The 12,869-nt window shown below is 61.8% G+C and carries 11 protein-coding genes and 1 tRNA gene; 2 read left to right on the plus strand and 10 right to left on the minus strand.

All coding sequences use genetic code 11. From position 1 onward, the window contains the following. Positions 1 to 217 precede the first annotated feature (217 nt). On the minus strand, positions 218 to 1,384 hold the full coding sequence (locus tag B3397_RS11545; protein ID WP_296250084.1) for an SMP-30/gluconolactonase/LRE family protein: 1,167 nt from the start codon (positions 1,382 to 1,384) through the stop codon (positions 218 to 220). 246 nt (positions 1,385 to 1,630) lie between these two features. Further along, positions 1,631 to 1,996 (minus strand): c-type cytochrome, encoded by a 366-nt coding sequence (locus B3397_RS11550; protein WP_296250085.1) that lies wholly within the window; start codon positions 1,994 to 1,996, stop codon positions 1,631 to 1,633. A gap of 199 nt (positions 1,997 to 2,195) precedes the next feature. Between B3397_RS11550 and ampC the strand changes: the two genes are divergently transcribed. Beyond that, positions 2,196 to 3,347 (plus strand): class C beta-lactamase, encoded by a 1,152-nt coding sequence (ampC, locus tag B3397_RS11555; RefSeq protein ID WP_296250087.1) that lies wholly within the window; start codon positions 2,196 to 2,198, stop codon positions 3,345 to 3,347. A 107-nt stretch (positions 3,348 to 3,454) separates the two neighbouring features. Beyond that, positions 3,455 to 4,015 (plus strand): hypothetical protein, encoded by a 561-nt coding sequence (locus tag B3397_RS11560; protein ID WP_296250088.1) that lies wholly within the window; start codon positions 3,455 to 3,457, stop codon positions 4,013 to 4,015. Between the two features lie 197 nt (positions 4,016 to 4,212). Here B3397_RS11560 and B3397_RS11565 read toward each other — a convergent pair whose 3' ends face one another. From B3397_RS11565 to B3397_RS11600, 8 genes are all read right to left on the minus strand, one after another. Then, positions 4,213 to 5,550 (minus strand): sensor histidine kinase, encoded by a 1,338-nt coding sequence (locus tag B3397_RS11565; protein ID WP_296250090.1) that lies wholly within the window; start codon positions 5,548 to 5,550, stop codon positions 4,213 to 4,215. A gap of 145 nt (positions 5,551 to 5,695) precedes the next feature. Next, positions 5,696 to 5,772 (minus strand) — tRNA-Val (locus B3397_RS11570). Between the two features lie 304 nt (positions 5,773 to 6,076). Beyond that, on the minus strand, positions 6,077 to 6,769 hold the full coding sequence (locus B3397_RS11575) for a UPF0149 family protein (RefSeq protein WP_296250092.1): 693 nt from the start codon (positions 6,767 to 6,769) through the stop codon (positions 6,077 to 6,079). A 59-nt stretch (positions 6,770 to 6,828) separates the two neighbouring features. Beyond that, on the minus strand, positions 6,829 to 8,013 hold the full coding sequence (locus tag B3397_RS11580; RefSeq protein WP_296250093.1) for a hypothetical protein: 1,185 nt from the start codon (positions 8,011 to 8,013) through the stop codon (positions 6,829 to 6,831). Between the two features lie 12 nt (positions 8,014 to 8,025). Then, positions 8,026 to 8,919, minus strand: a complete 894-nt coding sequence (locus tag B3397_RS11585; RefSeq protein WP_296250095.1) for a nitrilase family protein — start codon at positions 8,917 to 8,919, stop codon at positions 8,026 to 8,028. Between the two features lie 269 nt (positions 8,920 to 9,188). Continuing rightward, positions 9,189 to 10,388 (minus strand): mandelate racemase/muconate lactonizing enzyme family protein, encoded by a 1,200-nt coding sequence (locus B3397_RS11590; protein ID WP_296250096.1) that lies wholly within the window; start codon positions 10,386 to 10,388, stop codon positions 9,189 to 9,191. A gap of 10 nt (positions 10,389 to 10,398) precedes the next feature. Beyond that, complete coding sequence (locus tag B3397_RS11595; RefSeq protein WP_296250098.1) at positions 10,399 to 11,376, minus strand: 2-hydroxyacid dehydrogenase; 978 nt, start codon at positions 11,374 to 11,376, stop codon at positions 10,399 to 10,401. A 16-nt stretch (positions 11,377 to 11,392) separates the two neighbouring features. After that, positions 11,393 to 12,700, minus strand: a complete 1,308-nt coding sequence (locus B3397_RS11600) for an MFS transporter (RefSeq protein WP_296250173.1) — start codon at positions 12,698 to 12,700, stop codon at positions 11,393 to 11,395. Between the last annotated feature and the right edge of the window lie 169 nt (positions 12,701 to 12,869).

A 12,869-nucleotide genomic window follows, 5' to 3' on the forward strand; every position in this document is an offset into this window, starting at 1 on the left:
AAAAAATATAATTTAAAAAATCATTGCAAAAGTTAAGCAGCTGCACTCGTCAACTAATTATTGCAAAAAAGCAAGTGGACGATTCCGACGTGCCTGTAGGTAATGTCTGTTTTTCTCAGATCAGACGCTGGCTTACCTGGAAAAGCCCTAAGCCGCATCTGGAATCAATGAGGTATCCGCACGTCCTTGGTGAACAGCGACGCGGCTTACGCCGCTGCTACGGGGCGGCGGTGAGTGAGGGGGTGGGGTCGATAGGGGCTTTGACCAGCAGGTACGGGGGTTGTCGGGTATCGAACCCCTTGCCCATCCGGCTCCACTGACCCAAGGTCACGTAGACCGAATCGGCCGTTACGAATACTCCGTCCGGCCATACCAGTCGCGGGTCGCGCAGCACCACATCGAGGCGGCCATCCGGCCAGCGGCGCAGCACCTGATGGTGCTCGGCGTCGGTCATGTACAGGCGGCCCTGAGCGTCCATGTCCATGCCATCGACCATGACCTTCTCTCCTTCATCCTTGATCTGCGCGGCCAGTCGCGGGTCATCGAGGCTGAAGTCGGCCAGCGCTGCGGTCGGCACACTCCACAGGTGTCGACTGGTGAGCGGCGAATAGAACAGGCGCGAGCCATCGGGCGTCAGCGCCAGACCGTCGACACCACCATGGGGGAATGGGGTGTTCTTGCCGTCGTAGCGCATGGGGACGCCGTCGAGTTGGGTGACGAAGTCCTTCTGCGCGACGATGGAGCGGTCACCGGTCAGCACCCGGCGCTGCTTGCCGCTGGCCAGATCCACCACTACCAGGGCAGGGTCCTCCCCAAATGACGAATCCGCCACGTAGGCGGTGCCCTGGCTGCCGTGGGTCAGATCGATACGCAGGTCATTCATGTGGCTGTCCTGACGCAGCGCCGCTTTGAGTTCGATGGAGGTGACGATGGTATTGCTGGCAAGGTCGATGCCCACCACCTTCGCCGCGCCGGCTGGAATCCCCTCTTTGCCTGCGCGCTTGCCATCGTCGATCAGCCACAGGCGACCGCGCTTGTCCAGGGTCATGCCGTGCACGGAGACCAGGCGCTTGGCATCGGATAGACCGGACGGCAGGCTGATGTCTGCGGACGGATAGGGCACGAGTTTACCGTTGACCAACTCGCCCAGGGTCATGCCTGAATGGTCGTCGGCGTGGCGCGGAAAGCCGACGAAGGTGCGGCCCTGCGGGGTGACGGCGATACCCGAGGGCCCTGGGCCAGTGAACGCGGCGACCTCTTGGATCGATCCGATGGGTACCAGGCTGCGATCGGTGGTTTCGGCGTGGGCTGACGCCATGGCCAGTGCCAGTGCTGCGCTTGCCAGGACGGTAAAGGCGGGTCGTTTCAGGGGAGTGCTGGTCATCCGTGTCGGGCTCCTGCTGGGTAGGTAAGTGCTGACTGTCCCTGCGCCTGAAACCGGTTTCAGACCGAGGCCAAAAAAAGCCTGTTCAGGTGTTGAGGCAGAACAGGCAGCGTCAGGGGGCATGAGTATTGAAGCGGATTGCGCCGGGGAAGTTCCACTGAATAGGTGGTGATTTCGACTTCGGGTACGGCCCGGGATTAGCGTTGGCGCTGCTCGCTGTAGCGCCGATCCTGCTGCTAGCCGAATCTACGGATGACTCTCCAGATACTTCAGCAAATCCGCCATCTTCTGTTCATTGCCAAACCACCAGAGCCGCATCTTGGTTCCCGGCACCACATCACTGGGCCCCTCGACGAAGGCGGCGATCTTCTCGGGTGTCCAGACGATGCCCGAATTCTTCATTTCAGCCGAATAACTGTAATCGCTGGTACTGCCGGCAGTGCGCCCGATGACCCCGTTCAATTCAGGGCCAAAGGCGGCCTGGGCGCCGGGGCCGACTTTGTGGCAGCCGCCGCAATTCTTGCTGAACACGGCCTGGCCGGCTTCGGCATCGCCCGCTGCCTGGACAGCGGGCGTCAACAACAGCAACGCCCATAACAGTACTGATTTCATGGTCACTCATGGCTTGAGAAAGAGCAGCCATGATACCGATTCCTACAACAAGACGATTGACCTGACGCACAGCTTTCATCTTCCGCCACACCGGCATCGCTGGCGCTGTAGCTTGCACTGACAACTTCGAGAACTTCCAACCGCCCCGCCCGCCCCCTTTGCTGGAATAATCACCGTTCCAAGAACAGGGAACCTGCCCATGCACCTATCCTTCACTCGCCTGGCCACGGCGTTGGTAATCGCCTGCACCGCCCCCCTCGTCTGCGCTGCACAGCCCAGCGGACTGGACAACCAGATAGCCATCGCCGCGCGCAAGGTCATGGCGCAGTACAACATCGCCGGCCTGGGCATCGCCATCACCGACAACGGTCAGCAGCGTTTCTACCCCTTCGGCGTCGCATCGCGGGAAACCAATACGCCGGTGAGCGCCGATACCCTGTTCGAACTGGGCTCCATCAGCAAGACGTTCACGGCCACCCTGGCGACCTATGCTCAAGCACAAGGCAAGCTGTCGCTGGACGACCACCCTGGCAAGTACCTGGAACCGCTTCGGGGCACACCTCTGGACAACGCCACCGTCGCCGACCTGGGCACCCATAGCGCCGGCGGCTTTCCCCTGCAACTGCCCGACGAGGTCCAGACCGACTCGCAGTTGATGACGTATTTCGCGCAATGGCAGCCCAGTTATGCACCTGGCACCCATCGCACCTACGCCAACCCCAGCATCGGGCTGCTGGGCGTGATTGCCGCCAAGAGCCTGCACATGCCGTTCCGAGAGGCCATGCAGACCACCTTGTTTCCTGCGTTGGGGCTGAGCCATACCTATTTGCAGGTACCACCTGCGCAGATGCACACCTATGCGCAGGGCTACGACAAGCAAGACCAGCCGGTGCGCCTGAATCCGGCGATGCTGGCCGACGAGGCCTACGGAGTGAAATCCAACCTGCGAGACTTGGCTCGGTATCTGGACGCCAGCATGGGCCTGGTGCCGGTTGAGCCGGTATGGCAAAAGGCGCTGGATGCGACCCATGTCGGCTACTTCAAGGTCGGCCCCTTCACTCAGGCTCTGATCTGGGAAGAGTATGGCTATCCCGTGGCCCCGGACGTTCTGATACAGGGCAATTCCAACGCCATGGCCTACGACACTCACCCCACCGAGCCGCTGCGTCCCTTGCAGTTGCCGCAGGCCAATACCTGGGTGAACAAGACCGGGGCCACCAACGGTTTCGGTGCGTATGTAGCCTTTGTGCCCGCGCGCAAGCAGGGCATCGTCATTCTGGCCAACAAGAACTATCCGAACGAGGCAAGGGTGCGTCTGGCGTACCAGATTCTCGGCGCGCTGGATAAGTGAACTGAAGGCCTGGGGAAGGCGTCACAGCCCACACTGGCGTTCTCAACGCCAAAAGGCTGGAGTAGCATCCACCTTTCCCCTCCCTCACCCACAAGGAACCTTTGTCGATGCGTGCCCCCCGCCTGTTTCTCGCCCTGGCGCTAGGCCTCGCCAGTTGCGTGGCCATTGCGCAACCCGCCGTCACCACGCCCAAGGCACAGACCATCACGACCTTGGACGGCAAGTTCATGTTCACCCTGCCAGCAGGCTACACCACCACGCAGTTGCCGCCGGCTGCCGCCAACAGCGAAGCCGCTGGGGCCAAGGGCATGATGTACATGAGCGACAGCGAGAAGCGGGTAGTGGTCACCACTGAGGTGCCCATTCCCAATGGTGTGGAAGCAGGTGATAACGACGACGAGTTTCTTTCAGGCGCGGCCACCGGTTTCATCAACCAGCAGAGCGCCGCTCTGCCGGACTTCAAGAAGACCGGCGAGAAGCGCATCAAGATCCGCAAGCTGGGCGTTGAGCAGATCGACAGCACCGCGACCATGGGCGGCGGCGCCACCATGACCACGACCTTCGTTGCAGGCTCCGGGACCACCATGTCGTTGGTACAGGTGATCTCGCGGGCCAGCGATGGCAGCGGTCATGCGGCGATGGTAAAGCGCGTGATCGCGGGTAAATGACGAATTTTGGGCAACAAAAAACCCGCCGAAGCGGGTTTTTGTCTGGCCATTCCAACATCCTGTCAGTAGCAATCCTTGCAATGGTCGGTCTTCCCTGACCCTGAGTCGTTTCCTTCGTCTCAGTTGTTGGGGCTAGGTTAGCGCTGCAGGCGGGGTGGGGATAGAGGTGATTCGATCCAGTTGGTGTAGGAGATTGGCTATAGGGGGGATGCGGCTTGGGGTGGTGGTACGGGGGTGGTGGGGAGGGTATTGGGATGTACTTTCAGCCAGAGGGTGACGGTGGTGCCTACCCCCGGTTGACTGTTGATCCGCGCGATCCCGCCTGCGTTTACGGCAAAGCCATACACTTGCGCCAGCCCCAGGCCTGTGCCCTGGCCGGCACCCTTGGTGGTATAGAAAGGTTCGAACACCTGGCTCAGCATCCCCGGCGCTATACCGGGGCCGTCGTCACAAACGCTCAACGAGAGGTACAACCCATCCTCGAGCTGGGCATCGCCGCGTACCGTCTGTGGATGGGTCCTGATGCGGATTTCTCCCGTGCCTTGCAGCGCGTCCCGGGCATTGACCAGCAGATTGAGCAGCGCGGCATCGAGTTGATGCGCGTCGCAGAGTACATCGTGCGAGGATGCCAGAAGGTCGAACTTCAGGGTCATCCCCGAACCCAGCGCGCGGGTGAACAGTTCGCGATTGTGGTCGATGCGCTGATCGATGGCGACCGCCACCATGCTGGGCTCCTCGCGACGAGCGAACGCCAGCAGGTGGCGGATGAGCTGCCCCCCCTGCTTCACCGCCTGCAGACCGATATCCGTCAGACGCTCGACTTCCAGCGGCTTGCGCGCTTTCAATCGGGTCATCTGCAGGCTGGCGCTGACCGCCTGCAGCAGGTTGTTGAAGTCGTGAGCAATGCTCGCCGTCAGTTGGCCCAACGACGAGACCCGCTGCGCATGACTCAAGGTTTCCAGGGTGTCGCGATGCTCGGACAAGACTTGATCGAGTCGGGCGGCGAGGTCCTGAGCCTGGCGTTCGCGCTGATCGTTCAACAGGCGCAGTTCCAACTGGGCCGAGGTCTGTCGGGCCAGAGCCTGGAGGGCATTCAACTGCCCTTGATCCAGGGTGCGTGGCACGGTGTCGATAACGCAGACCGTGCCCACGGCTGCACCGTCGCGCGAGACGATGGGCGCGCCGGCGTAGAAACGAATGTAGGGCGGGCCCAGCACAAGCGGGCTCTGGCTGAAGCGCAGGTCCTGGGTTGCATCCTCAACTACCAGTACGTCGTCAGGTGCGAGGATGGCATGGGCGCAGAACGCCAGATCGCGGTGAGTCTGTTGGACGTCCAGCCCTACGCAGGCTTTGAACCATTGGCGCTCGCGGTCCACCAACGACACCAGCCCGATGGGCGCATCGCACAGCTGGGTAGCCAGTATCACGATGTCGTCGAACCCCGGCTCGGCAGGGCTGTCCAGCACCCGCAGGTGCTCGAGAGCGTCCAGACGAGCGAGTTCGTCTGCGGGCAGAGGGGCCGGACGATGAGCCATGAGAGCGCGCCGAGGTAGGGAATAATGAGCGGGATAATGCGCGTTGCCACCACTGTGCCGCAAGTGCGGATGGCCATCTCGGGCACAAAAAAGGGCGACCCTCTCGGATCGCCCTTTCGTACCGCCCAGCAGAGCGGATTTTGTTTGGTAGGCACGATTGGACTCGAACCAACGACCCCCACCATGTCAAGGTGGTGCTCTAACCAACTGAGCTACGTGCCTGCTGTGGCGCGCAATTCTACGGATTTAAGCCCCTGTGTCAACGGTAATTTGCGTAGCAGCGGCGTAAGCCGCGTCCGGCCGTTGCACCCGAGTGATCCTTGACGCGGCTTACGCCGCTGCTACAGATGGATTGCGGTTGGGCGTGGGTTTGACGCGGCTTACGCCGCTGCTACAGGTGGATGGCGGTTGGGCGTGGGTTTGACGCGGCTTACGCCGCTGCTACAGGTTGCGTTGTAGCAGCGGCGTGAGCCGCGTCCGGGCGTTGCGCTGGTGCGAGGTTGGACGCGGCTTACGCCGCTGCTACTCAGTGCAGGCAGCATTGTTTGAATTTCTTGCCACTGCCGCACGGGCAGGGATCATTGCGTCCGGTCTTGACCTCGTTGACCACCGGCGTCGTGCTGGGACGTCGCTCCAACCAGTACTGATGCAAACGGATGGCAGCCATCTGGATCATCTCCATGGCTTGTTCGGCATCCAGTTCTGCGCCCGAACCGTCGGGCTTGAGCAGGTCCACACCCTGGGTATGCAAGGTGATCAGCGCCAGCAAATCCTGCTCTTCGTCGGGCATGTCGAGCCAACTGCCGCCCACCACCACACCGCGTTCGTAACCGAAGCACCAGTCCTCGACGCTCACCACCTCTTCGTCATCGAACAGATTGAAGATGGGGGCGAAATTTTCGAAGTCTTCCTGGAGCAGCATCGCCAGCTGGTTCATGTGCTGGATCAGCAGTTCGAAAAACTTCTCGAACTGCTTGTCGTCTTCGAATACCGGCAGCTTGTCGGCACCGCCCCAAAGGGCTGCGTACCAGTCGCTGAAGGCAATGGCCTGCGGGCCGGAGACGATCGCAGCGAAGAAGCCGTCAAGCTCGGAGATGCTGCCGACCGAGGTCTCGCTGGCATACTTGCCCAGCACTTCCTCAACATAATCCAGTTGTTCGTCGGTCAGCGCGTCGTCGCTGATGGGGGTGTAGGCCATGGTGTGCTCAATCGGAGTCATCGGAAGGTAATGACTCCATTGTAGCCGTCGACGCCGGGGAAGTCCCGGCGCCGCGCGACTCAATGGCCGCCCACCACCAGCCCGATCACCGGCAGGATCAGCAAGGTACTCACCGCCATGGACACCACATTGCCGATATACCCATGCATATAGGGCGGCAGGCGTTGGCTGATCGCAACGGCCAAGGGTGGCGCCAGCAACGCCCCGAGCAAGGCGCTGAGGGCGATGACGGTCCAGCTGCCGCCATGCACCAGAATGGCCGCGGGCGCCACCGACACCACCGGTATATAGGTGGGGTACCAACCGCGGGCGATCCATTGTCGACGCCAGATCAGCACCCCCAGCGCCGAGGCGAGGGTTTGCGCGGCGAGCAATTGCGGCAGCCAACCCGACCCATAGAACGGGCTGGCAGGATTGAGCAGCAATGCCAGCAGCGCCCCCAATACCAGGCCCAGGCTGGCCCACTCGTTACCAAAGAACGGTGCTTCGGAGAAGTCCGCCAGAATGCGCCTCAGGGTCCAGCGGATGCCATGATCCGGCGTGCAGGCCGGGGTTGGCTTTGGCTCGGCAAGGCGTGGGGCTGGCCTGACCAGCACCGGGAAGCCTTTGCACACAAGAAACCCGATCACGCTGCCAATCGCCATGCCCGACACATTGCCGATCACCACTGGCAGCGCCAGAGGCGTGCACACGTACTTGACGATCAGCAGGCACAGAGGGGTGACCAGCAAGGCCCCCATCACCGCACCGGTCACCGCTATTCGCCAGCCACGGCCAAATAGCAGGACCGTCGCCGCTGGCAGGGATACGAAGGCTACGAAGGTCGGTTGCCACTCGGTGGCAGATAGCGTCCAGCCCCAGATCAGATTGCCCAGCCCCAGCCCGAGCAGCGAACTGGTGACCACCCACGGCCACAAACCGGTGCCGTAACAGATGGCGAAACCCTGCCAGCGTTGGCCCGTATGATTTGCCCACCAGCCAAGACCGGCACCTGCCAGCAGGCCGATAGAGGCAAACTCATGCTTGTAGAACGCCACTTCGCTGATGTCACCCACCACCCAGCGCCACCAGGCCGCCGGGTGATGCAGGTTCTCCATCATGTCCGCATAGCTGGGCCACAGGGCTTCAAGTGCCAGTAGCTTGCCGCTGATAACGGTCAGGGTTATGGCCAATGACAGCAACAGCAGGCCCGTGAGGGTACCGTTGCGGGCGCTCCTGCTCGCGCTTTCGAAAGAATGTTCCATGACACTCCCTCCTCAACGCGGCAGCGCGGCGTGGCGGTCGTAACCCAGCATGGGTCCGTACAGATCGACACGCCGATCACGGGGGAGATCGTTGAGGCTGTTCCAGATCGGCGCGCTGCGTGCCGACACCAGATCGATGTCGGCATACAGGATGGTTTCCTCCTCGGCGCCGGCGACGCGCCCCAGCGGCCATCCGTTGGTGCCAGCAATCAACGAGCAGCCGAGGAAGCGGTTACCCCGGTCGGTGCCGATGCGGTTGGCGGCGGCAATGAAGACGTTGTTGACGTGGGCGGCGGTGATGGTGAGGTATGAAGCCATGCATTTGCCGGTTTCATCGAACAGCGGCGGTGGCGTCCATACCCAGTTGTTCAGGCTACAGATGATGTCCGCGCCCTGCAGGCTGAGCAGCCTTGGCACTTCGGGAAACCAGACATCCCAGCAGATCATCAGGCCGATGCGGCCAATAGGCGTCTCGAATACAGGGAAACCCAACTCACCTGGGCTGAACCAGAGTTTTTCCAGGTTCCACAGGTGAGCTTTGCGGTATTTGCCGATGAAGCCGTCGGGGCCAACCAGTACCGCACAGTCGTAGAGTTTATTGCCATCACGCTCAGCCAGTCCGGCGGCCAGGTAGACGTTGTGCGTGCAGGCAAATTCCGACCATTGCTGCACGCTGGGTCCGTCGGGAACAGCCTCGGCCAGGGCGAAGGCTTCCTCACGGTTGCGATAGGCGTAGCCGGTGTTGGCCAGCTCCGGCAGCACGATCAGATTGGCCCCGCCGGCGGCGGCCTGCTGGGCCAGATACAAGCTGTTGGACAGGTTGGCTGAACGGTTTTCAGGGCCGCATTGCGGGTCGAACTGCACGACCGCCACGCGAACAGGACTGATGGCAAGCTGAGAGGACATGAAGGCACCTTATTGTTGTTTTTGGATTGCCTCCACATAAAAACCCAATCGTTTGGGTGGTCAAATCAGACATTTCCCAGGTGCTTGTAGGAATAGTCGGAAGGTGGGTTCAAGATTGTGCAACGTATGATTTTGGGAGAGATCAGAAGCGCCCAACAGCGCGGATTGGCTGCAGGTTTGTAGGGGAGGCTCCCCCTCCCCCCCACCCTCTCGGATGGCCGTATCGCCCCGCGGGATAAGGGGCTAGAGGCGGATTACAGGGAGTCCGCCTACAAACTACTCGTCCTGGTCACACAATCCTCCCGATTCCGCAACTTCTCACTCAACGCCGTACCCAACCCAGGCGCGGTCGGCGGTAGCAGGAAGCCAGCCTGCAGCACGGGGAGCTCGGTGACCAGGTCTTGGTAGAAGCCTGACAGGTACGCGCGCACCACTTCCTGGAAGATGGCATTGGGCGAGGACAGGCCCAGGTGCAGCGAGGCCATCAACACCACAGGACCGGTACAATCGTGGGGCGCGATGGGTTTCTGATAGGCCTCGGCCATGCCGGCGATCTTTTTCGCTTCGCTGATGCCGCCACACCACGACAGATCGAGCATGACGTAATCCAGCGCGTCGGCCGCCAGCAGATCGCGGAAGGCGCTGCGGGTGGCCAGCGTTTCGCTGCCGCACACCGGCAGGCCGGACAGGCGACGGTAGTCGGCGAGGGCCTGGACGCTGTCCATCTTGATCGGGTCCTCGGCCCAGAAAATATTGTACTGCTTGAGTTCGCGGGCGATGGCCAAGGCCGAAGAGGTGTTCCACAGCGAATGGAATTCACACATGACGTCGATCTTGTCGCCCACCGCGCGACGGATCTTTTCGAACGGTTCGATGGCCTTGCGAATATCGGCGCTGCTGATGAACTGGCCGCCGGTGGGCAGCGCGAAGCTGTCGGTCGGCCAGATCTTCATGGCGCTGAAGCCTTCCTCGATCAGGCTGTGGGCCAATTCGTCGGGGCACTCGATGAAGGCCACCTGGTCATCGTAGCGCTCGGCGACCCGAGCCTCGCCTTTGCTGATGGTGCGGCGTTGCTCGCCCGAGGTGTTGAAGTTTCCACCGGCGCAGGTGTTGTAGGCACGCATGCTGTCGTGACACAAGCCACCCAGCAGCTGATACACAGGCTGGTTCACCGCCTTGCCGAAGATGTCCCACAGGGCGATATCCAGCGCCGAAGCGGCACGGGTCTCCACGCCCGAGCCGTTGAAACCCAGGTAGCCGCGCAACAGGGCCTTGTTGTGTCGCTCGATCTGCAACGGGTCTTTGCCCAGCAGCATGCCGGCGGAGATGGAGTGAATGTACGCCTCCACCGCTTCGGCGCCGCGGAAGGTCTCGCCCAGGCCAACGAGGCCTTCGTCGGTATGGACTTCCACCCACAGCAAATTGGGCAGTTGGGTCAGGCGCGTGGTCTGGATCTTGGTTATTTTCATGGGGCGGCCCTCAAGCGTGTCCGTGTACGACGTTTTCCAGGGCCTGGCCCCACTTCAAACGCATGATGTTGGCGGCGATCAAGGCATAGCGGCGCTCGAACAGACCGTGCGTCCAGCCCGATGCGTGGGGCGTGCAGAAGGCATTGGGCAGCGCCTCGAAGCGGTGGCTGGCCGGTGCAACCTGGTCATGGCTGCCGACGGGGTAGGCATACCACACGTCCAGATAGGCCTTGGCGATGACTTGGTCGTGCAGGGCCTGATAAAGCGCATCCTGATCGACGATGGCAGCGCGGGCGATATTGATCAGCACCGCGTCCGCCTTCATGGCCGACAGTTGCTCGGCGCCAAATGAGTTGCGGGTTCTCTCGTTCAACGGGCAGGTCAACACCACGAAGTCGCCACGGCCAATCACCTGGTTCAGCTGCGCGGGGAGATAGGCCTCGTCCATAGGCCCCTCCACGCGGCCGTCCTGGGCCCGCCCGGAGATGGCGATGACTTTCATGCCAAAGGCCTGGGCCCGCACCGCGACCGCCTGACCGATGCGGCCGAAGCCCACCACTACCACGGTCTTGCCAAACAGCTCGCCGCGGGGTTTGCGCCCCAGGTAGGTGGCCGACCAGCGCTCGGTGCTGAAGCTGGCCTGCAACGCAGCCAGATCGACCTGATGTTCAAGCATGCAGGCCAAGGCGTATTCGGCCATGGGTATTTCGTGCTCGAACACATTGCACACCGTGCAGCCCGCGGGCAGCGCCTGGAAGTCGATGCCGTCCAGGCCTGCCCCCGGTGCGTGCAGCAGGCGGAATGCCGGTGCAGGCGTGCTGCGTTGGAAACGCATCGCCACCAGCACATCGGCGCCTTCGATCTGGTCGTCCCACGCTGGCGATTCATGCGCCTCGCGAGGCAAGGCGACGAATTCGGCGTCGAAGTCCAGGCCCGCAGCAATCTCGTCCTGGTGCGTTGCCGCTTCACCTACCATCACAATTTTCATAACCACTCCTTCTCCTTTATTGCGCGCCGACCACGGAATTCTTCAACACCAGCCGCTGGATCTTGCCGACCAACACCAGGTAGCAAAGGATCGCACCCACTGCGTGGGCAGCAATGAATACCAGGGCAAACGAGAAGTTGCCCGCGCCACTGACCAGATAACCAATGATGATGGGGGTGACGATGCCCGCGATGTTGCCGAAACCGTTGAACAGGGAACCGGCCAGGCCACTGGCCTCCTTGGGCACCACATCGGACATCACGCCCCAGCCCATGGCGCCGAAACCCTTGCCGAAGAATGACAAGGCCATGATCGCCACCACCAGCCACTCCAGTTGAATGTAATTGCAGATGATCATGGTGGTGGACAGCAGCATGCCCAGCACCAGCGGAATCTTGCGCGCGGCGCTCAACGACATGCCGCGTTTGAGCAGGTGGTCGGACACCACACCGCCCAGCACACCGCCGATGAAACCGGCGATGGCCGGAATGGCGGCGATGAAGCCAGCCTTGAGGATCGACATGCCGCGATCCTGCACCAGGTAGATGGGAAACCAGGTGAGGAAGAAGTACGTCAGGGTGGTCACGCAGTACTGGCCGAGGAAGATCCCCACCATCATGCGGTTGCCCAGAATCTCGCGGATGCACGGCCAGGTGTTGACGCTGCCCTGCTCCCCTTTCTTGCGCTGGGTGTTTTCCGGGCTGTCCATGTCGACCACGGCGCCGCCGTCGATGATGTAGTCCAGCTCCGCCTTGTTCATGCGCGGATGCTCACGCGGGGCGTAGATCACCTTGACCCACACCAGGGTCATGACGATGCCCAGTACGCCCATGAGCATGTACACGTACTGCCAGCCGTACATCTGAGTAATCCACCCCATCAGCGGGGCAAAGACGATCTTGGCGAAATAGGACGACGAGGTGAACAGCGCCGCCGTGGTACCGCGCTCGGCGGCCGGGAACCAGGTGGCAACGACCCGGCTGTTGGCCGGAAAGGCCGGCGCCTCGACCAGGCCGATGATGATGCGCAGGATGAACAGCGCCGCCACCGCCGCCGCGGCGGGCAGGCCGATGACGAAGCCCATGGTGAAGGTAGTGATCGACCATAGGCCCAGGCTGATGGCATAGACCCGTTTCGAGCCGTAGCGATCAAGCAGCTTGCCGCCGGGAATCTGCGCGAGCACGTAGGTCCAGGCGAAGGCCGAGAACATATAGCCCAGGGTAATGGAGGAAATGCCGAAGGTTTGCTGGATTGCCGCGCCGGTGATCGACAGCGTCGAGCGGTCGGCGTAGTTCATGGCGGTCATGAAGAACAGCATGGCCATGATGCCGTAGCGAACGCGCGTGGCGCGTATGGCATTGGAGCCGGCGATGGTATCGCTACCATTTCTGGCATGTAGCGTAGGATCCAGAATCTTGGACATGGGGGGCCGCCTGTTGTGGTCTTGTATTTATTGTGTCGGACAGATGCCGTAGCCGTTTGGTAGCGCAACC

It is taken from the genome of Pseudomonas sp. UBA4194, assembly GCF_002379585.1.
Classification (GTDB): domain Bacteria; phylum Pseudomonadota; class Gammaproteobacteria; order Pseudomonadales; family Pseudomonadaceae; genus Aquipseudomonas.